Source organism: Micropruina sonneratiae, from assembly GCF_025972045.1.
In the GTDB taxonomy this organism is placed as follows: Bacteria; Actinomycetota; Actinomycetes; order Propionibacteriales; family Propionibacteriaceae; genus Micropruina; species Micropruina sonneratiae.
Genome location: NZ_JAPDHX010000001.1, coordinates 676,881 through 695,348, shown reverse-complemented (window position 1 = coordinate 695,348; position 18,468 = coordinate 676,881). Strand labels below are relative to the sequence as shown.

Genomic DNA, 18,468 nt, shown 5'->3' with positions numbered 1-18,468 from the left:
CCGTTGCATCCGCACCCTCACCGGGAGGATTCTGTCGGTACCGGATGATGCACTGCGCACATGTGGGAATCGATCCTTCAGAAGGGGGCGACATGAGCAGGAGCTCACAGCCGGTACTGCTGCCGCCCAGCACGGGCGCGGTGGCGCAGTGGCAGGTGAAGGCCCAGGTGGCCCGTGAGGCGAGGCGGGCGGCCGCCGAGTTGCGGCGGGGGCGTCCGACGAGTTTCGTCGCGGCCGTGGGCATGGGCACCGCGTGAGCAAAGGGGGCGCCGGCGCCGACAGCGCCAACACTCCCCTGTTCCAGGCGCAGAACGCCGAGCGGTACGCCCGGCAGGCGCTGATCCGCGAGTACGAGGCGCTGACCGGCGCCCAGTTGATCGTGATGATCGACCAGATCTTCGTGCCGGGGCTGACCGTGCTCCAGGAGTTGCTGATCGGTCTGGAGCCCGATCGTGAGCTGCATGTCGTGCTGGCCACGCCGGGCGGCGACGGCGAGGTGGCGGTGCGGATGATCCGCGCCATGCAGGCCCGCTGCAGCCGCTTGATGGTCATCGTGCCCGACATGGCGAAGTCGGCGGGCACGCTGATGTGCCTGGGCGCCGACCGCATCCTGATGGCTCCGTTCAGCGACCTCGGCCCGGTCGACCCGCAGTTCCAGGTCGGTCCGAGCCTGGCCGGCGCCAAGGACATCGTCGCCGCCGTCGCGACCGCCGAGGAGCGGGTGTCCCAGCAGCCCAACTCGTACCCGCTGTACTCGGGCCTGCTCGCCGACCTCAACATGCTGATGCTCGAACAGGCGAAGGCGGCCATCACCCGCACCGAGGCGCTGATCGACGAGGCGCTGCAGTGCCGCTCCGAGGAGCTCGGCGACGACGAGCGTCGCGCCCTGGTGCAGTCGTTGCGCGGGCCGCTGGTCGACGAGCTCACCCAGCACGCGGCCACGGTCGGCCCCAAACTGGCGGCCCGGATCGGGCTGCCGGTCGAAGTCGCCGACCTGGCCGGCCCGTCCTGGGCGATCATCTGGGAGCTGTGGACGCGCTACTTCTCCATGGGGTGCTTCCCCAACGGCCGGCGGGCGATCTACGAGGGCCGGCTGGCGTCGCAGACCTACGACCCACGCGACGGCTGAGCTGTGGTCAGTAGGCTCCGGGGCATGAAGACCGCCCTGATCACCGGAGCCTCCCGCGGCATCGGCCGTGCCGTCGCCGACGCCCTGGCCGCCGACCATCACCTGCTGATCGGCGGGCGTGACGCGGACGCCGTGGCGCAGGTCGCGGCGTCCCTGCCCAGCGCCGAGCCGTTCGTCGTCGAGTTGACCGACGACGACGCCGTGGCGGCCGCCGTCGCCGGCATCGGCACGCTCGACGTCCTGGTGCACTCGGCGGGCGTCGGCCCGCTCGGCACGATCGCCGAGACCGATCCCGAGACGTGGCGGCAGGCGCTGGAGGCGAACCTGATCGCACCGGCGAACCTGACCAGGCTGCTGCTGCCGGCGCTGCGCACCGCCCACGGGCACGTCGTGTTCGTCAACTCCGGCGCCGGATTCACCGCCCGCGCCGGCTGGGGCGCCTACGCGGCGTCGAAGTTCGGCCTCCGGGCGCTCGCCGACTCGTTGCGCGCCGAACAGGCCGGGGTGGTGAAGGTGACCTCCGTACATCCCGGCCGGACGGCGACCGACATGCAGCGCGCGGTGCGCGCGCACGAGGGCGCCGCCTACGACCCGGAGGAGTTCCTCTCCCCGGCCGCGGTGGCGGCCACCGTGCGGCTGGCCCTGGACGCCCCCGCCAACGCGTCGATCGACACGCTGAGCATCCGGCCGGTGTGAGCCCGGCGGGGCTGGTGCACGGCGCCCGCCGCCCCCCACACTTGTGCCGAACCGTGCGGCGGATCATACGGCGAGGGGAGGACGCCATGAAGACACCGCCGGCGGACTGGGTTGGCTGGACGCTGGACGACCCGCACCTCGGAATGCCGCTGCTGGCACTGCGGCACCCTCCGGGCTGGACGGCGCAGGGCGCCGTCACCTGGGTGCCCGAGCACGCCGAGTCGCCCGAGCACCACTGGTGGCAGGTCACCCATCCGGACGGAACCGCAATGGCCCAGACCTGGCCGCGGTTCGACTTCACCTGGCCGGGGGGACCCGCGGGTCAACCGAACGGACAGGACCGCCCTTACCTGCCGCCGGACGCCCCCGATCGGCTGCTGTAGGGCGTCCTGCCCGACTGCTCGGCTATCCGCTGGTCCGCGTTCCAGTCCGAACAGGCCGGGATCACCGCCGTCGGCGCCGCGGCGGCCGGCCTGCGCGCCACCCAGGCGAGCAACGCGCAGGACGCCGCCCTACAGCCAGTCGTTGCGGCGGAACAGCAGGTACAGCCCGAGTGTCCCGATGACGATCAGCGCCACGCTCTGCCACAGCCCCCAGGGCGCGTCGTAGCCCCAGTAGGGCAGGTTCTGCCCGAACCAGCCGGTGACGGCGGTCGGCACCGCGATGATCGCGCCCCACGAAGCCAGCTTCTTCATGATCGTGTTGAGGCGGGCGTCCTGCAGCGACAGGTTCGTCTCGAACACCGAGGTGACCATGTCGCGCAACGACTCGGTCCATTCCGCGGCTCGCAGCACGTGGTCGTACAGGTCGTTGAATTCGCCGTCCAGGTCGCGGGACTGCTCCCATTCGTCGGTCAGCCGCTGCCGCATCACCCCGGCCACCACCTCACGCATCGGCAGCACCACCCGGCGCAGCCGGACCAGCGCCTTGCGCAGCGCGAACACCTTCTGCTGGATCTGCCGGGTCTGGACGCTGTCCGCGAACAGCAGGTCCTCGAGGTCCTCGAGCTTGTCGTCCATCACCTGCACGGCCTCGAAGTGGCCGTCGACCAGCACGTCCAGCAGGCCGTGCACCAGGGCGCCGACGCCGTCGGCGAGCAGCCCTTCGCCCTCCCAGCGCTCGATCACCTGATCGAGGTCGATCTCGGCGCCACGCGTCGTCCGCACCGTGATCAGCCCCCGCCGCATCACGAACGCCGAGATCCGGCCGACCTTCAGCTCGGGTAACCCCGCGGCGTCCTGGCCCAGCGTCGCCGAGTAACAGGTGAAGAACAGGTGTGTTGCGTGCCGCGACACCTTGGCCCGCTCGCGGGGTGCGATGGCGTCCTCGACCGAGTGCCGGTCGAGTTGCAGTTCGCCGGCCAGTTCGCCGAGCACCTGGCCCTCGGGATCGCACACGTCGAGCCAGACCAGAGCCTCCTGGTCGGTCAGGTACCCGTCGAGGTCGCCCAACGCGAAGTCGGACGCGATCGGCTCGCCGTGCCGCCAGACCCGGCTGCGCAGTTGCGTCACCGGACGGCCCCTCGCCGGACTCCGCCGACGCGCGCGGAGCGCTCACGCCGCCTGGTCTCCATGGACACCTCCGTGGTCAGCCGTCGCCGCGCATTCGACATCGACGAGATCACGGTCTACCACAATCGCGCGCCCCTTCCCCGTGATCGGGTCGACGCTCCGCGCGCCGGCCCGGCTCATTCCCCGGACGTGACCGTGCCGAAGAGCTCCGAGGGGGTCTGCCGGAATGCCGTCTGGCCGGGCGCGACTAGGACTAGGGTGCGTCCATGGAGCTCGATCTGCATACGACCTCCGGCAAGCTCGCCGACTTTCAACGACGCAATGAGCAGGCGAAACATCCGGCGTCCGAGGCGGCCGTCGAGAAGATCCACGCCAAGGGCAAGCTCACCGCCCGCGAACGGGTGCTGGCCCTGCTGGATCCGGACAGCTTCACCGAACTCGACGAGTTCTCGCGGCATCGGGCGACGGCGTTCGGCATGGACGCCAAACGCCCCTACACCGACGGTGTGATCACCGGCATCGGCACCATCGAGGGCCGCAGCGTCGCCGTGTTCAGCCAGGACGTGACCATCTTCGGCGGCGCCCTGGGCGAGGTGTACGGCGAGAAGATCTGCAAGGTGATGGACCTGGCGCTGCGTACCGGCGTGCCGGTCATCGGACTCGTCGAGGGTGGTGGCGCCCGCATCCAGGAGGGCGTCGTCAGCCTGGGCCTCTACGCCGAGATCTTCAAACGCAACACCCATGCCTCGGGGGTCATCCCGCAGGTTTCGGTGATCATGGGCGCCGCGGCCGGCGGGCACGTCTACTCGCCCGCACTGACCGACTTCGTGGTGATGGTCGACCAGACCTCGCAGATGTTCATCACCGGCCCGGACGTGATCCGCACCGTCACCGGCGAAGAGGTGAGCATGGAGGAGCTGGGCGGCGCACGCACCCACAACACCCGCTCCGGGAATGCGCACTACCTGGCCAGCGACGAGCAGGACGCGCTGGAGTTCGTCCGGCACGTGCTGAGCTTCCTGCCCTCCAACAACCTCGACGAGCCGCCCGTCCTCGACGCCGACGACGAGCTGAGCCTCGACCCGGACGACTTCCTCGACACGGTGATCCCCGACTCGCCGAACCAGCCCTACGACATGCACCAGGTGATCGAACGGGTGCTGGACGAGGGCGACTTCTGCGAGATCCACGCCCGCTTCGCCGCCAACGTGATCTGCGGGTTCGGGCGGATCGAGGGCCACCCGGTCGGCGTGGTGGCGAACCAGCCGATGGTGTACGCCGGCTGTCTCGACATCGACGCCTCCGAGAAGGCGGCCCGCTTCGTCCGCACCTGCGACGCGTTCAACGTGCCGGTGCTCACCTTCGTCGACGTCCCCGGCTTCCTGCCCGGAACCGACCAGGAGTGGAACGGCATCATCCGCCGCGGCGCCAAGCTGCTCTACGCCTACGCCGAGGCGACCGTCCCGCTGGTCACCCTGATCACCCGCAAGGCGTACGGCGGCGCCTACGACGTGATGGGCTCCAAACACCTGGGGGCCGACGTCAACCTGGCCTGGCCGACCGCGCAGATCGCGGTGATGGGGGCCGAGGGCGCGGTGAACATCCTCTACCGGCGCGAGCTCGCCGACGCCGACGACCCGATCGCCCGCCGGGCCGAGCTGGTCGAGGAGTACAACGACCACCTGAGCAACCCGTGGATCGCTGCCGAGCGCGGCTACGTCGACCGGGTGATCGCACCGCACGACACCCGGGCCGAGATCGCCAAGCTGCTGCGGCTGCTGCGCACCAAGCGGGCCTCGCTGCCGCCCAAGAAGCACGGGAACATCCCGCTGTGACCTCCTCCATCGCCCCGATCGTCGTGCGCGGCCGTCCCTCGGCCGTCGAGCTGGCCGCGCTGACCGGCGTGCTGGCCGCGCTGGCGTCCGGGGGCTCCGACACCGAGGACGACGCCACCCCCGCGCCGCAGGGGTGGCGGTCCCGGCGTCGCCAGCTACGCATCCCACCCTCCCCCGGGCCGGGTGCCTGGCGCGCGAGCAGCAGGCTCTGACAAGCAGAAAGGAATCTCGGCAGATGGCTGGGTTTTCGAAGGTCCTGGTGGCCAACCGGGGCGAGATAGCCGTGCGGGTGATCCGCGCCGCCGCCGACGCCGGCATCGGCAGCGTCGCCTGCTACGCCGACAGCGACGCCGACGCGTTGTTCGTCACGCTCGCCGACGAGGCGTTCGCCCTGGGGGGCAGCACCCCCGCCGAGACCTATCTCGACATCGACAAGATCCTGGCCGTCGCCGAGAAGGCCGGCGCCGAGGCGGTGCACCCCGGCTACGGATTCCTCGCCGAGAACGCCGGCTTCGCCCAGGCCGTGCTGGACGCCGGACTGACCTGGATCGGCCCGCCGCCGCAGGCGATCGAGGCGCTCGGCGACAAGGTCCAGGCCCGGCACATCGCCGCGAAGGTGGGGGCGCCGCTGGTGCCGGGAACCGCCGACCCGGTCGCGGACGCCGACGAGGTCGTCGCCTTCGCCAAGGAGCACGGCCTGCCGATCGCCATCAAAGCCGCCTACGGCGGTGGGGGGCGCGGGCTGAAGGTGGCCCGCACGCTCGCCGAGGTGCCCGAGCTGTTCGAATCGGCGACCCGTGAGGCGGTCACCGCCTTCGGCCGCGGCGAGTGCTTCGTCGAGCGCTACCTGGACAAGCCACGGCACGTCGAGACGCAATGCCTGGCCGATTCGCACGGCAACGTGGTTGTGGTCTCGACCCGGGACTGTTCACTGCAGCGCAGGCACCAGAAGCTCGTCGAGGAGGCGCCCGCCCCCTACCTGAGCGAGGACCAGGTGCGGCGGCTCTACGACTCCAGCAAGGCGATCCTGCACGAGGCCGGCTATGTGGGCGCGGGCACCTGTGAGTTCCTGGTCGGGCTCGACGGCACGATCAGCTTCCTCGAGGTGAACACCCGGCTGCAGGTCGAGCATCCGGTGTCGGAGGAGGTGACCGGTCTCGACCTGGTCCGCGAGATGTTCCGGATCGCGGCCGGCGAGGAGCTCGGCTACGACGACCCGGTGAGCCGCGGCCATTCGTTCGAGTTCCGGGTCAACGCCGAGGACGCCGGGCGCAACTTCATGCCCGCCCCGGGCACCCTCACCCAGTGGCGTCCCCCCACGGGCCCGGGCGTCCGGGTCGACGAAGGATATCTGGCCGGGATGACCGTGCCCGGCGCGTTCGACTCGCTGGTCGCCAAGATCATCGTCACCGGGGCCGATCGGCAGCAGGCGCTGCAGCGGTCCCGCCGCGCCCTGGCCGAGACGGTGCTCGAGGGCATGCCGTCGGTGCTGCCGTTCCACGCCGCCGTGCTCGACCAGCCCGCCTTCGTGGCCGCCGACGGCGAGTTCGGCGTCCACACCCGGTGGATCGAAACCGAGTTCGACGGCGAGATCGCCCCCTACACCGACTCCGCCGAGGCCACCGAGACCACCGGCAGGCAGAGCTTCGTGGTCGAGGTCGACGGACGCAGGCTCGAGGTTCGGCTGCCGGCCGACCTGCTCGCCGCACCGCGCAAGGCGTCCGGTCAACCGGCCCGGACGGCCCGTCGCGGCGGCGGCTCGAAGGCGACGGCGCCCGCCTCGGCGGACCTGACCGCCCCCATGCAGGGCACGATCGTCCGGGTCGCGGTCGCCGAGGGCGACCAGGTAGCCGAGGGCGATCTGGTGGTCGTGCTGGAGGCGATGAAGATGGAGCAGCCGATCGCCGCGCACCGCTCCGGAACGGTCACCAACCTGAAGGCCGAAGCCGGCGCAACGGTGACCAGCGGCGCCGTACTCTGCAGCATCGAATGAGGTTCTTATGTCGCAAGGGACGAAATTCATCGAATTTTCTTGGTGACATGCCAGCATCTGTGTGCACAATGTCGAGATGGACTATCTCGGCGTCGTGCTGATCGTGGCCACCGTGGCCACGGCCTTCGTCGTGATCGCTCGGCGCAAGGCCCTGCAGGGACGCCGGGTCAGGGCCGAGCAGCAGCGTCAGCTCACCTTGGCCAAGCAGGCGGCCGAGGCCGATGTGAGCGCTTTCGGTGAGGAGCTCGGTCGGCTGGCCGGCGGCGCCGAGGTCGATGCCGGGTGCGGCGACGAGTACGACCGGGCCGTCAGCCTGCACCAGCGGGCGGTGGCGGCGCTGGCCGAGGCTCAGCTTCCCGACGACCTGTGCCTGGTCACCGAGATCCTCGAGGAGGCGCGCTGGACGACCGCGCGCCTGGTGGCCCGAGCCGCCGGCGAGCCGATGCCGTCGCGGCGTCCGCCTTGCTTCTTCAACCCCGGCCACGGGCCTTCGGCGCGCAACATCGCCTGGCAGCACCGCAACGTTCCCGCCTGCGCCGCCGACGCGGGCCGGATCGAGGCCGGCGCCGACCCCTACATCCGGACGGTGGAGTGCGACGACCGGCGGGTGCCGTACTGGGAGGGCGGGCCGGGCTACGCGGGCTGGGCGCGCGGCTACTTCAAGTCGTGGCACGGCAGCAGGCTGATCGCAGACATCCAGTCCGGGAACGCTTGATCGGAGGCGGCATGCGTGGCGGTCTGTTGGGCCTGCTCGCGCTGCTGGTGACGTCCTCGTCGCTTGTCGGCTGCACCGACGGCGGCGGCCGCACCACACCGCCCGACACCACCTCCACGACGGTGGCCGGCTTCCCGTGCCCCGCCTTCGAACGACCCACCTCGGCATCCCCCACCCCCGTCCTGGCCGCCGGCCGCGTCCGCGTCGGGGCGATGTCGTACCCGGCGGCCGCGGCGCCGTTCGGTCCGGTGTCCAACCACGAGTACGTGCCGTTCGCCAACCTGCTCGGCTCACAGAGCGCGAACGTCGAACCGGGCTCCAGCACCTCGATGGGGTGGGACGCCGTCGTGACGCTGGCCCGGATGAGTTCCGGCGACGGCGCGTGGGGCGGTCAGAGCGGCGCCGAGGTCGTGTCGCAGTGCTCGCTGTCGATCACCTGGCGCGGCATCGACTACCACCCGCAGGTGCGCCGCGACGAGGCCACCGAGGTCGACGGCCACGACGCCTGGATCCGGGTCACCGACCTGACCTTCACCGTGCCGGGGGTGCGGGCGAACGCCGAGGTGCAGACGGTCGTGATCGTCCAGGTGGGCGATGCCAGCTACGCCTACCTCAGCTACCTGCCCAACTCGGCGCCGGAGCTGGCCGACACGATCGCTGCGAGCCTGGACGGCCTGCGCGTCGACTGAGCGACGGGGTTGCGCGGCTCAGTACGAGACGGCCTGAGCGGCCGAGCGGCCGTGCAGCCGGCGGGCTGCCTCGGCGATGGAGCCGGTCAGCGACGGGTAGACGGTGAAGCTCTGTGCGACCTGGTCGACGGTCAGCTTCTCCCGCACCGCCAGCGACAGGCCCTCGATCAGCTCACTGGCGATCGGTGCGACCACCACGCCGCCGATGACGATGCCGGTGGTGGGCAGGCAGAAGATCTTCACGAAGCCGTCGTTGATGCCCCGCATCTTGGCGCGGGCGTTGGTGTTCAGCGGCAGCATCACGGCGTGGGCGTTGGCCAGACCCGAAGCGACCTCCGCCTGGCTCACGCCGACCGTGGCGATCTCGGGTGCGGTGAACACGTTGGCGGCCACCGTGCGCAGGTCGAGCGGACCGACGGCGTCGCCCAACGAGTGCCACATGGCTATCCGGCCCTGCATCGCCGCCACCGACGCCAGCGCGAACACCCCGGTGCAGTCACCGGCGGCGTAGACGCCACGGGCGGTGGTGCGCGACACCTTGTCGACGGTCACGTAGCCCGCGTCGTTGCAGCGGACGCCGGCCTCGGCCAAGCCGAGCCCGCTGGTGTTGGGGATCGAGCCGACCGCCATCAGGCAGTGCGAGCCGGTGACCGTCCGGCCGTCGGCCAGTTCGACCACCACCTCGTCGCCGACCACCCGGGCCGCCTGCGCCCGCGACTTGGACAAGATGGTCATCCCGCTGCGCTCGAACACCTGCTGGACGACCCGGGCCGCGTCGTCGTCCTCGCCGGGCAGCACCTGGTGCCGGGAACTGACCAGCACCACGTCGGCGCCCAGGGCGTGGTAGGCGCTGGCGAACTCCGCCCCGGTGACACCGGACCCGACCACGATCAGCCGCTCGGGAAGCTCACGCAGGTTGTACAGCTGGGTCCAGGTGAGAATCCGTTCACCGTCGGGTTGGGCGGTGGGCAGTTCGCGCGGCGTGGTGCCGGTGGCGATCAGGATGATGTCGGCTGGTAGCCGCTCCGTGCCGTCGGCCGTGCCGGCGATCACGTGCTCGGTGCCGTCGAGGCGTCCCGTGCCTTCGATGAGCCGGACGCCCTCGGCCTCGAGGCGTCCGCCGATGTCGCTGGACTGGGCCGCGGCCAGCTTCAGCACCCGATCGTTGACCGCGGCCAGGTCGACGCTGAACGCCTCATCGAGGTGTCGTTCGCCGTCGAGCCGCAGGCCGAGCTCATGGGCGCCGCGCAGCGTCGTCATCACCTCGGCGGTCGCGATCAGCGTCTTGGACGGCACCACGTCGGTCAGCACGGCCGACCCGCCCACGCCGCGTCGTTCGATCAGCGTCACGTTTCCGCCGAGCTGACCGGCCACCAGCGCCGCTTCGTAGCCGCCCGGTCCACCGCCGATGATCACCACGTCCGTCACAGGCCGCATTCTCGCATCCCGGTGTTACGGGCGTGGGTTCCCCGGCGGGACGGGTAGCCTCACCGGGTGCCCACCGACCGCTCCAGCATCACCGTCGCAGCACTCAGCGGGGTTCTCGTACTGGCCGCGGTGCTGATGATCGCATTCGGGCTGCCCGAGCAGACGTTGCTGCAGCAGCGGCTGCTGCAGCTGTACTCGGTGCCGCTATCCGGCGCCCTGGCGCTGGGCGTGGTGCACCTGGCGGGACGGCTGCCGGCGCTGAGCCCAGCCACCCGGATCGTGCTCGGAGTGACCGCGGTCGCGGCGCTGCTGGGCGTGGCGCTGATGGCGCTCGGCATCGTCACCGGCCTGGTGGAGCTGCTGCCGCTCGGACAGGCGCTGATGTGGCTGACCCTGGGTTTCGCGCTGTTGTGGCTGGTGGGCCAGTTGCCGCGCCGCTCCGAAAGCACTCGAACCTTCGCCCTGCGTCCGGTCGACGACGAGGACGAGGACGACTGAGCGACCTCGCCGGTTCGGGCCATCCCGGGCTCCTGCTGTCATGATGACGTCATGGAGCCGGTGCTGATCGTTCTGGGCGTCCTGGTCGCGGCGGGGGTGTGGTGGCTGACCCGCCGGCGCAAGCAGTTGCTCCAGGAGGGCTTCCCCGACACCGCGTCCGAGCCCGAGCCCGACGAGGGCCCCCCGCAGGTGCTGCGGCGCTCGATGCTGGAGCAGTCCCGGTCCTTCGACCCGTCGGCGTGGGACGACAGCCCCGACGGCGGCGCCGGGGATGACGACTGGGCGGTCGCCGACGAGGGCGACGGCCCAGGTGACGACCTGCCCCGCTTCTTCGACCGCGACTACCTGCGCCGCCAGGGCGAGGCCCCGAGCAGCGACTGACCCGCCGTCGGTGGGTGTGTTCGGGGGCCTGGCCACGAACGTCGGTCGGCGACGCTAAGGTCACCGCATGGACGACCCCTACCTGGTGGCCCGGCAGGCGGCGGACGCCCTGCGCAGCCGCTTCGGCATCCCGGGCTTCGACGTTGCGCTGGTGCTGGGCTCCGGCTGGGCCCAGGCCGCCGACGGCCTCGGTGAACCCATCGACGAGTGCCCCCTGGACGAACTGCCGGGCTTCTCCGCGCCCGTGGTCGCCGGGCACGGGGGCGTGCTGCGGCTGGTCGGGACGACGTCCGGGTCGATCGCGGCGATCTTCACCGGCCGCACCCACCTCTACGAGGGACGCGGAGTGGCGCCGGTGGTGCACGGCGTCCGCACCGCGGCCGCGGCCGGTGCGACGACGGTGGTGCTGACCAACGGCTGCGGCGGCATCTCACACCCACCGGGCGAGCCGGTGCTGATCGCCGACCACATCAACCTGACCGGGGCGACTCCCCTGGTCGGCCCACGTTTCGTCGACCTGACGGCGGTCTACGACCCCGCGCTGCGGGCGCTGGCCCGCGAGGTCGACCCGAGCCTCGCCGACGGTGTCTACTGCCAGTTCCACGGCCCCTCCTACGAGACACCGGCCGAGGTGGCGATGGCGCGGGCGATCGGCGGCACCCTGGTCGGCATGTCGACCGCGCTGGAGGCCATCGCGGCCCGTGAGGCCGGACTACGCGTGCTGGGCATCTCGCTGGTCACCAATGCCGCCGCCGGGATCGCCGCCGAGCCGCTCTCCCACGCCGAGGTGGTCGAAGCGGGGCTGGCCGCCCAGCCGCGGCTGCGCGGCCTGCTCGCCGGCCTGCTGGAGCGACTGTGACCGGCGAACTGCACCATTCCCTGGGCGACGCGCTCGAGGACGCCGTCGACTCCTGGCTGGCGGAAGATCCCGACCCGGCCACCCAGTTGGCGCTGACCAACCTGCGCGACCGCGCCCGCGACGGCGACCCGTCGGCCCGGTCCGAACTGGCCGATGCGTTCACCGGCACGCTCACCTTCGGCACGGCCGGCCTGCGGGGGGCACTCGGGCCGGGGCCGAACCGGATGAATCGGGTGGTGGTGACCAGGGCGGCGGCCGGCCTGGCCGGCTACCTGGTCGCGGCGGGGCACTCCGGTGGCCGGGTCATCGTGGGCTACGACGCCCGCTACAACTCCGACGTGTTTGCCCGTGACACCGCCGAGATCCTGGCCGGCGCCGGGCTGCGGCCGCTGCTGTGCGCCCAGCACCAACCCACCCCGGTGGTCGCCTTCGGCATCCGGCATCTCGGCTGCGTGGCGGGGGTGATCGTCACGGCCTCGCACAACCCGCCCCAGGACAACGGCTACAAGGTGTACCTGGGTGACGGCTCGCAGATCATCCCGCCGGCCGACGCCGACATCGCCAGCCAGATCGCGGCGGCGTCCGAGCGACCGCTGGCCGACCTGCCACGCGGCGACTCGGTCGACGTGGTCGGCGACGAACTGGTGCAGGCCTACCTGGCCCGTGCCGTCACGCTCGTCGACCCGGACGCCCCCCGCGAGGTGGTCTGGGTGCACACCGCACTGCACGGGGTCGGGGGCGCCGTAGTCGCGCGGGCCGCCGAGGCCGCCGGCTTCCCCGCCCCGCACCAGGTGGGCGCCCAGGCCGAACCCGACCCGGCCTTCCCGACCGTCGCCTTCCCGAATCCGGAGGAGCCGGGCGCCATCGACCTCGCGTTGGCGAAGGCGCTCGAGCTGGGCGCCGACGTCGCACTGGCCAACGACCCCGACGCCGACCGTTGCGCGCTGGCCTGCCCGGTCGACGGACACTGGCGGATGCTGTCCGGCGACGAGCTCGGCTGGCTGCTGGCGACCGCCTCCCTGGACGCGGGAGTGCGGGGCACGTACGCCTGCTCGGTGGTGTCATCCACCCTGCTGGCCGACCTGGCCGCCGCACACGGCCAGCCGTTCACGCCCACCCTCACCGGGTTCAAGTGGATCGCCCGGGTGCCGGGCCTGGCGTTCGGCTACGAGGAGGCGCTCGGCTACTGCACCGACCCGGGCGCCGTCGCCGACAAGGACGGCATCACCGCCCTGCTGCGGGTGTTGGCGCTGGTCGCGCGGCTCAAGGCCGAGGGCCGCAGCGTCGCCGACCTGCTCGACCAGTTGGCCCGCGACCACGGCGTCTGCCTGACCGAACCGCTCAGCTACCGGGTGGAGGAGGTGTCCCTGATCGCCGACGCCATGGCACGGCTGCGCGCCACTCCCCCAGGCCTCCTGGCCGGCGAGCGGGTCGACGTCGTCGATCTGGCGGCCGGGACCGCGCAGCTGCCCCCCACCGACGGCCTGGTGTTCACCGGTGAGCGGGTCCGGGCCGTGGTGCGGCCCTCCGGTACCGAGCCGAAGCTGAAGTGCTACCTGCAGGTGAGGCTGCCGCCCGGTGCCGGCGACCTGGCGGTGGCCCGCGCCGAGGCGTCCGCACTGATGGCGAGGCTGCGCGCCGAGGTGGCCCGTGCGCTGGCCCTGTAGCAGCGCGGCACGCCGCGTCCGCTCGGCATCACGGACGCCTGACAACGGCAAGGGCGGCGTGCTCGATGGCGTTGATCTCCAGCTGCCGACCGAGTGGTTCGACATACCGCGACCTGAGCTCGTCGGCATCGACGTCGTCGACCAGACTGAGCCCGCGGCCGGCGAGAACGGCGGGAACCTGTTCCGGCTCCATGCCGAACAGCCACTGTTCGGACGCCACCTGCGGCGGTCGTTGCCCGTCCAGAGCCGAACAGTGCGACCGTCCACCGAGCAGCCAACAATGAGCCGGGGGCGCAGATCAGGAGTCGCCGGAGAGAGCGTCGACGAGGGCTCGGGCGGCGGTCGTGCCGAGGTGAATGACCAGGTCCGCGGGATGGCGGCGGTCAAGCTGACGGAAGCCTGCCTCGAGAATTGCGACCGTCAGGCCCGCCGCGATGGGGATGCGTTCGGGGTGAGGGCGGAGGAGATCGGCCCACGAGTCGGCGAGCGTGTTGCGTAAGCCGGCGTGGGCTTCGGCGACGCTTTCGTCCATCTCGGCGTTCGGTGACTGGCTCCGAGCTGCCTCCATCAGCCAACCGTGGCCGGTGGCGGCTGCCTGTTCGAGGTTGACCCTGACCCAGGCCACCACGCGGTCCCCGGGGGTATGGGCGTCCTCCAGGGCCTCCGCCACCGCGTTCAGCCACTCGGGCAGGTAGCGGTCAACGACAAGGGCGCGCAGGTCTTCGACCGAGTCCACGTAGCGGTAGATGCTGTTGCGGGCGATGCCGGCCGCCGAGGTGACCGCGCCCGCGGTGAGCTGGCCAGCGGGGTCCCGCAGTACAGCTTCGGCCGCGTCGATCAGTCGCGCCCGGATCATTGCTCGGTGCTCGGCGACGGTCGGCGCGGCGATCTTGGGCATCCGATGCTCCCTCCACCGCTCGATGGGCCATGCCCGATGAGAGGGAGCCTACCTCAGCCTCCGTGTTGGCGACGTCGGCGTCCGCAAGTTGCGGACGCCCTGTCCCCAACGTATGCTGCTCATGTTCGAGACATCGTGTCGCAATACGTGGAGGTTGGTTGTGAAGAAGGCAGACCTGGTTCTGTTTCGTCTGTCTGCGCTATGGACCGCGGTCGGGTTGGCCAGCGGTCTGGCGTATCGGGAGTTGACCCGATCGAGTGGGTTCAGCGGGTTCACCCAACTCGCCGTGGTGCATACCCACACGCTGGTGCTGGGCACTGTGGTGGGCCTGCTGCTGCTCGTCCTCAAGCGGGTCTATCAGTTGGGTGAGGACAGACGCTTCGGCTGGTTCGTCTGGCTCTGGAACGTCGGGCTCGTCCTGACCGCAGGTGGCATGGCGGTGAAGGGCACCCTGCAGGTGATCGCGCCTGCCGTCGCCGAATCGCCGGCACTGGCCGGAGTCTCCGGACTCGGCCACATCGTGCTGACCATCGGGTTCGTCCTGTTGTTCCTGGTGCTGGGACGACGCGTCCGTCACGCCCAGGAGCCGGCCGTCGCAACCGCGTCACTGTAGTGAATGCGGCCGACGAAGCACGGCCGGTGCTGGGCGAGGAACCGGCCGTCGGCCGGAGGGCCTGGGCGAGTTTGTGGGTGTTGGCGGCGGCGCTGGGCACGATCGTGCTGGACGGCACCATCGTCAGCGTCGTGCTGCCGTCGATCATCGCCGACCTCGGCCTCGACCTGACCGACGCGCAATGGGTGAACGGCCTCTACTCGGTGGTCTTTGCGGCACTGCTGCTCGCGGCGGGTCGGCTGGGCGACCGATGGGGGCGCCGCCGGCTGCTGCTGGTCGGCGTGACTGTGTTCGTGCTGGGCAGCGTCGTGGCCGCGCTCGCGGGTGGGGTGACGGCGCTCCTGCTCGGGCGCGCCGTGCAGGGCGTCGGCGGCGCCATGGTGCTGCCGTCCACCCTGTCCACGGTCAACGCGACCTTCCGCGGTCGCGACCGGGCCGCCGCGTTCGGTGTGTGGGGAGCGGTGATGTCCGGGGCGGCCGCTCTCGGGCCACTGCTGGGCGGTTTCCTCACCCATGTGGCGAGCTGGCAGCTGATCTTCTGGGTGAACGTGCCGATCGGCATCACCGTAACCATCGCGGCGGCACGACTGGTGCCGGACACGCGCGGCACCAGCGACGAGGGCCAGGTCGATGTGCCCGGAACGCTGCTCAGTGCCGCCGGGCTCGGCCTGATCGTGTTCGGTCTGATCGAGAGCAGCTCGCTGGGCTGGTGGACGCCGCAGGAGCCGTTGACGGTGTTCGGGCTGGCCTGGCCGGTCGACGCCCCCGTCTCGGCCGTACCGGTCGCCCTGGCGGCGGGGACCCTCCTGCTGACCCTCTTCGTGACCGTGGAGTCCCGGCGCCAACGCAGCGGACGTGCCACCGTGCTCGACCTTCGGCTGTTCCGGCTGCTCACCTTCCGCCTCGGCAACACCACCGCCGGCCTTGTGGCCGTCGGCGAGTTCGCCCTGCTGTTCGTCCTGCCGCTGTTCCTGGTCACCTCGCTCGCGATGAACACCCTGACCACAGGCCTGGTACTGGCGGGCATGGCAGCCGGAGCGTTCGCATCCGGGGCAGCCGCCCGCCACCTGGCCGCCCACTTCGGCCCGACCCGGGTCGTGATCCTCGGCCTCGTCCTCGAGGTCGTGGGCGCATCCGCCACCGCGCTCGTCGCCGCAGCGAACGGACCCGGCTGGGCGGTTGCCGTGACGCTCATCCCGTACGGGCTGGGTCTTGGCCTGGCCTCGGCTCAACTCACCTCCACCACTCTGCGCGACGTGCCCACCGACCAGTCCGGCAGCGGGTCGGCCACCCAGAGCACAGTGCGTCAACTTGGCGCCGCTCTGGGCACCGCCGTCGGCGGCGCCGCCCTCAACGCCGGCGTCACCAACTCGACCTCGTTCAGCGGCCCCCTCCAATTCGCCGGCGCCAGCGCCTCTGCGATCTGGGTCGCGGTCGCCGTCCTCCTCACCGCCACCCTCACATCCATCGCGCTCGATCGCGCCAGCCGACGCCAGCCGGCGTCCAATCCTCAGGGGAAGCCTTGCTCGTTGCAGCCATCGTGATCATCACCCTCGCCCTCGTCTTCTACTCCATCGGCATCTGGGCCGAGCGCATCCAGGGCATCCTCAAACCCTGGCACGCCGCCTTCTTCGGCCTCGGCCTGTCAGCCGACGCCACCGGCACCCTTCTGATGACCCAGATCGCCGCGGATCGCCGAATGGAGAACATCCAGGCCAGCGGCCTCTCCTCGCTGATGGCCGTCAGCGGCACCGCCGCCATCGCATTGATGGCCATCCACCTGGTCTGGGCCATCGTCGTCCTGATCCGCAACCGTGCCGACGAGAAGCAAACGTTCCACCGCTTCAGCATCGCCGTGTGGATCCTGTGGCTGATCCCCTACATCGTCGGCGCCGCATCCGCCATGACCGGCTGACCGAACTGCACGCTGGTCGCTCCACCTCGGGACCTCGCCGGCACCTTGTCGACATGGTCGCCGGCACGAGCCCCGCGCTCGACTTGGAGCAGCCCACTCGACGCATTGCCCTCATGCCCGAAGCTGACCGCCGCACCGCCATCGCCTCGCTACACTGCGGGCTCATGGACCGACGCCTGGTGTTCGTGGCCGGGCCGTCCGGCAGCGGCAAGAGCCGGCTGGTGCTGCGCTCCGGTCTCCCCCAGGTCCGCCTCGACGACTTCTACCACGACGCCGACCACCCGGGCCTGCCGCAGACGTTGGGCATCCCCGACTGGGACGACCCGGCCACCTGGAACGGCGCAGCCGCCGTCGAGGCGCTGAGCGAACTGCTCGCCACCTCTCGCACCCACACCCCCGACTACTCCATCCCGGAATCGCGCAAGATCGGCGAGAAGGAACTGGTCGTCCCCGAGGACGCGCCAGTGGTGCTGGCCGAGGGCATCTTCGCGATCGAGGCGCTGCCACTCGCCCGCGCGGCCGGCCTGGAGGCGTCCGGCCTCTACCTGGACCGGCCGGGAGCCCTGGTCGCCTGGTACCGGCTGCGCCGCGACCTGAGACAGAAGCGGAAGTCGCCCTGGGTGCTGGTGCGTCGTGGCCTCGCGCTGTGGCGGGCGCAGGGGGCGCTGCGGCGCAAGGCGCTCGCCAACGGGTTCGAGGCGCTGAGTTACGCGGACGCCGAGGCCCGGCTGGGCGGCCTGACGGCGCCCGCGTCGTCCTCCGGCAGGTAGCCCCACGCCCTGGCGATCGGTCGCAGAGAGTCCGGGATCTCGTCGGGATCAGGCAGCGCCCGCGGTTGCTGGATGCGGCCCGAGCGGATCCGTTCACTCCAGTCCCCGATGCCGGCGCGCCACTCGCCATGATCGACGCGGCCGTAGTCGAGCATGGCGGCCTCCCAGTCGACGCCCACGAAGTCGCACAGCCGCCGGGTGACCGTCTCGGGGTCGGCGGTCAACTCCTCGTAGCGGACGGTGACGCCCGGGTGGCGCTGTCGCGCGGACTCCAGCTGCTGCATGAACGCCAACGTGTGGGGCACGGCCCGCACCATCGGACGCCGGTTCGGGTCGGCGGCGTGCCACGACCGCGCGATGGCCAACGGGTGCCGCAGCAGGAAGATGAACCGCGCCCGGGGCCACGCCGTCGCGAGCCGGTCGGCCACGAACACGTTGCTGGGCGTCTTCTCGACCAGTACCCGCTTGCCGGACAGCTGCAGGCTGCGGTGCAGCATCCGGTCCCACAGCAGGTGCTCGACGTCGACGACCCGCAACCCGTCGACCTCCAGCGCCTGGTACGCGGGTGGGGTCGTCGGCACGACCTGCAGCCGACGGAAGTGCGTCTCGTGCGGCGAGTGCAGCTGGCTGTGCGAGTTCAGCACGGCGCGCAGGAGGGTCGAGCCCGAGCGCACCGACGACAACAGGAACACCGGTTCGGGCACCAGCCGGTCGATCTCGGGGTGCAGCGGCGCCCGGGCGAGCCCACGCCGGACCTCGTCGTTGCCACGCGGACGCATCAACCGGTAGCCGGTCCACGACTCCAGCAGATTCTGCACCGTGGAGCGCCATCTCGATCCCATGACGGGCACGCTAACCCGGCGACGAGAAC

The 18,468-nt window shown here is 71.2% G+C and carries 22 protein-coding genes; 17 read left to right on the top strand and 5 right to left on the bottom strand.

Going from position 1 to position 18,468, the window contains the following annotated elements; all coding sequences use genetic code 11:
• Positions 1 to 92: 92 nt before the first annotated feature.
• The 4 genes from OIE40_RS03380 to OIE40_RS03365 all read left to right on the top strand — a co-directional run bounded on the left by OIE40_RS03380 (position 93) and on the right by OIE40_RS03365 (position 2,208).
• A complete protein-coding gene (locus OIE40_RS03380; protein ID WP_264700070.1) occupies positions 93 to 257 on the top strand; it encodes a hypothetical protein in 165 nt (54 codons plus the stop codon).
• Positions 254 to 1,129, top strand: coding sequence for an SDH family Clp fold serine proteinase (locus tag OIE40_RS03375; protein ID WP_264700069.1), 876 nt, complete (start codon positions 254 to 256; stop codon positions 1,127 to 1,129). The genes OIE40_RS03380 and OIE40_RS03375 overlap by 4 nt, the downstream gene beginning before the upstream one ends.
• A 24-nt stretch (positions 1,130 to 1,153) precedes the next feature.
• Positions 1,154 to 1,825 carry an SDR family oxidoreductase gene (locus tag OIE40_RS03370; protein WP_264700067.1) on the top strand — a complete coding sequence of 224 codons (672 nt, stop codon included), beginning with the start codon at positions 1,154 to 1,156 and terminating at the stop codon, positions 1,823 to 1,825.
• Positions 1,826 to 1,911: 86 nt separating this feature from the next.
• Positions 1,912 to 2,208 (top strand): hypothetical protein, encoded by a 297-nt coding sequence (locus OIE40_RS03365; protein ID WP_264700065.1) that lies wholly within the window; start codon positions 1,912 to 1,914, stop codon positions 2,206 to 2,208.
• Positions 2,209 to 2,337: 129 nt separating this feature from the next.
• On the opposite strand, the gene OIE40_RS03360 is transcribed toward OIE40_RS03365, so the two are convergent.
• The gene (locus OIE40_RS03360) at positions 2,338 to 3,336 is read right to left on the bottom strand and encodes a magnesium transporter CorA family protein (RefSeq protein ID WP_264700063.1); all 999 of its coding nucleotides are present in this window, start codon (positions 3,334 to 3,336) and stop codon (positions 2,338 to 2,340) included.
• 266 nt (positions 3,337 to 3,602) lie between these two features.
• Between OIE40_RS03360 and OIE40_RS03355 the strand changes: the two genes are divergently transcribed.
• From OIE40_RS03355 to OIE40_RS03335, 5 genes are all read left to right on the top strand, one after another.
• On the top strand, positions 3,603 to 5,171 hold the full coding sequence (locus OIE40_RS03355; protein ID WP_264700061.1) for an acyl-CoA carboxylase subunit beta: 1,569 nt from the start codon (positions 3,603 to 3,605) through the stop codon (positions 5,169 to 5,171).
• Positions 5,168 to 5,383, top strand: a complete 216-nt coding sequence (locus OIE40_RS03350; RefSeq protein ID WP_264700060.1) for an acyl-CoA carboxylase subunit epsilon — start codon at positions 5,168 to 5,170, stop codon at positions 5,381 to 5,383. The genes OIE40_RS03355 and OIE40_RS03350 overlap by 4 nt, the downstream gene beginning before the upstream one ends.
• Positions 5,384 to 5,406: 23 nt before the next feature.
• A complete protein-coding gene (locus OIE40_RS03345) occupies positions 5,407 to 7,164 on the top strand; it encodes an acetyl/propionyl/methylcrotonyl-CoA carboxylase subunit alpha (protein WP_264700058.1) in 1,758 nt (585 codons plus the stop codon).
• 76 nt (positions 7,165 to 7,240) lie between these two features.
• On the top strand, positions 7,241 to 7,879 hold the full coding sequence (locus OIE40_RS03340) for a hypothetical protein (RefSeq protein ID WP_264700057.1): 639 nt from the start codon (positions 7,241 to 7,243) through the stop codon (positions 7,877 to 7,879).
• Between the two features lie 11 nt (positions 7,880 to 7,890).
• The gene (locus OIE40_RS03335; RefSeq protein WP_264700055.1) at positions 7,891 to 8,568 is read left to right on the top strand and encodes a hypothetical protein; all 678 of its coding nucleotides are present in this window, start codon (positions 7,891 to 7,893) and stop codon (positions 8,566 to 8,568) included.
• Between the two features lie 18 nt (positions 8,569 to 8,586).
• Here OIE40_RS03335 and OIE40_RS03330 read toward each other — a convergent pair whose 3' ends face one another.
• Entirely contained in the window at positions 8,587 to 9,996 is a 1,410-nt protein-coding gene (locus OIE40_RS03330) for an NAD(P)H-quinone dehydrogenase (RefSeq protein ID WP_264700054.1), read from the bottom strand.
• Between the two features lie 66 nt (positions 9,997 to 10,062).
• Here OIE40_RS03330 and OIE40_RS03325 point away from each other — a divergent pair, with 66 nt between their 5' ends.
• From OIE40_RS03325 to OIE40_RS03310, 4 genes are all read left to right on the top strand, one after another.
• Entirely contained in the window at positions 10,063 to 10,494 is a 432-nt protein-coding gene (locus OIE40_RS03325) for a hypothetical protein (RefSeq protein ID WP_264700052.1), read from the top strand.
• Between the two features lie 51 nt (positions 10,495 to 10,545).
• Positions 10,546 to 10,875, top strand: coding sequence for a hypothetical protein (locus OIE40_RS03320; protein WP_264700050.1), 330 nt, complete (start codon positions 10,546 to 10,548; stop codon positions 10,873 to 10,875).
• Between the two features lie 67 nt (positions 10,876 to 10,942).
• A complete protein-coding gene (locus tag OIE40_RS03315; RefSeq protein WP_264700048.1) occupies positions 10,943 to 11,734 on the top strand; it encodes a purine-nucleoside phosphorylase in 792 nt (263 codons plus the stop codon).
• Entirely contained in the window at positions 11,731 to 13,401 is a 1,671-nt protein-coding gene (locus tag OIE40_RS03310; protein WP_264700046.1) for a phospho-sugar mutase, read from the top strand. The genes OIE40_RS03315 and OIE40_RS03310 overlap by 4 nt, the downstream gene beginning before the upstream one ends.
• A 28-nt stretch (positions 13,402 to 13,429) precedes the next feature.
• Here the strand turns inward: OIE40_RS03310 and OIE40_RS03305 are convergent, their stop codons facing one another.
• Positions 13,430 to 13,621 carry a hypothetical protein gene (locus OIE40_RS03305; RefSeq protein ID WP_264700044.1) on the bottom strand — a complete coding sequence of 64 codons (192 nt, stop codon included), beginning with the start codon at positions 13,619 to 13,621 and terminating at the stop codon, positions 13,430 to 13,432.
• A gap of 78 nt (positions 13,622 to 13,699) precedes the next feature.
• Positions 13,700 to 14,299, bottom strand: a complete 600-nt coding sequence (locus tag OIE40_RS03300; protein WP_264700042.1) for a TetR/AcrR family transcriptional regulator — start codon at positions 14,297 to 14,299, stop codon at positions 13,700 to 13,702.
• Between the two features lie 112 nt (positions 14,300 to 14,411).
• On the opposite strand from OIE40_RS03300, the gene OIE40_RS03295 reads away from it, so the two are divergent.
• The 4 genes from OIE40_RS03295 to OIE40_RS03280 all read left to right on the top strand — a co-directional run bounded on the left by OIE40_RS03295 (position 14,412) and on the right by OIE40_RS03280 (position 17,597).
• Positions 14,412 to 14,912 (top strand): DUF2871 domain-containing protein, encoded by a 501-nt coding sequence (locus OIE40_RS03295; RefSeq protein WP_264700040.1) that lies wholly within the window; start codon positions 14,412 to 14,414, stop codon positions 14,910 to 14,912.
• Complete coding sequence (locus OIE40_RS03290; protein ID WP_264700038.1) at positions 14,912 to 16,456, top strand: MFS transporter; 1,545 nt, start codon at positions 14,912 to 14,914, stop codon at positions 16,454 to 16,456. The genes OIE40_RS03295 and OIE40_RS03290 overlap by 1 nt, the downstream gene beginning before the upstream one ends.
• Positions 16,453 to 16,827, top strand: a complete 375-nt coding sequence (locus OIE40_RS03285; protein WP_264700037.1) for an HsmA family protein — start codon at positions 16,453 to 16,455, stop codon at positions 16,825 to 16,827. The genes OIE40_RS03290 and OIE40_RS03285 overlap by 4 nt, the downstream gene beginning before the upstream one ends.
• Before the next feature lie 164 nt (positions 16,828 to 16,991).
• Positions 16,992 to 17,597 carry a uridine kinase gene (locus OIE40_RS03280; RefSeq protein WP_264700036.1) on the top strand — a complete coding sequence of 202 codons (606 nt, stop codon included), beginning with the start codon at positions 16,992 to 16,994 and terminating at the stop codon, positions 17,595 to 17,597.
• On the opposite strand, the gene OIE40_RS03275 is transcribed toward OIE40_RS03280, so the two are convergent.
• A complete protein-coding gene (locus tag OIE40_RS03275; protein ID WP_264700034.1) occupies positions 17,534 to 18,439 on the bottom strand; it encodes a sulfotransferase family protein in 906 nt (301 codons plus the stop codon). The genes OIE40_RS03280 and OIE40_RS03275 overlap by 64 nt on opposite strands.
• Positions 18,440 to 18,468 lie beyond the last annotated feature (29 nt).

Excerpts from the sequence above, each read along its gene's own strand:
- OIE40_RS03380 (WP_264700070.1), top strand. The coding sequence starts at position 93 with ATGAGCAGGAGCTCACAGCCGGTACTGCTGCCGCCCAGCACGGGCGCG.
- OIE40_RS03370 (WP_264700067.1), top strand. The coding sequence starts at position 1,154 with ATGAAGACCGCCCTGATCACCGGAGCCTCCCGCGGCATCGGCCGTGCC.
- OIE40_RS03365 (WP_264700065.1), top strand. The coding sequence starts at position 1,912 with ATGAAGACACCGCCGGCGGACTGGGTTGGCTGGACGCTGGACGACCCG.
- OIE40_RS03355 (WP_264700061.1), top strand. The coding sequence starts at position 3,603 with ATGGAGCTCGATCTGCATACGACCTCCGGCAAGCTCGCCGACTTTCAA.
- OIE40_RS03345 (WP_264700058.1), top strand. The coding sequence starts at position 5,407 with ATGGCTGGGTTTTCGAAGGTCCTGGTGGCCAACCGGGGCGAGATAGCC.
- OIE40_RS03340 (WP_264700057.1), top strand. The coding sequence starts at position 7,241 with ATGGACTATCTCGGCGTCGTGCTGATCGTGGCCACCGTGGCCACGGCC.
- OIE40_RS03335 (WP_264700055.1), top strand. The coding sequence starts at position 7,891 with ATGCGTGGCGGTCTGTTGGGCCTGCTCGCGCTGCTGGTGACGTCCTCG.
- OIE40_RS03320 (WP_264700050.1), top strand. The coding sequence starts at position 10,546 with ATGGAGCCGGTGCTGATCGTTCTGGGCGTCCTGGTCGCGGCGGGGGTG.
- OIE40_RS03315 (WP_264700048.1), top strand. The coding sequence starts at position 10,943 with ATGGACGACCCCTACCTGGTGGCCCGGCAGGCGGCGGACGCCCTGCGC.
- OIE40_RS03300 (WP_264700042.1), bottom strand. The coding sequence starts at position 14,299 with ATGCCCAAGATCGCCGCGCCGACCGTCGCCGAGCACCGAGCAATGATC.
- OIE40_RS03295 (WP_264700040.1), top strand. The coding sequence starts at position 14,412 with ATGCTGCTCATGTTCGAGACATCGTGTCGCAATACGTGGAGGTTGGTT.
- OIE40_RS03280 (WP_264700036.1), top strand. The coding sequence starts at position 16,992 with ATGGACCGACGCCTGGTGTTCGTGGCCGGGCCGTCCGGCAGCGGCAAG.
- OIE40_RS03275 (WP_264700034.1), bottom strand. The coding sequence starts at position 18,439 with ATGGGATCGAGATGGCGCTCCACGGTGCAGAATCTGCTGGAGTCGTGG.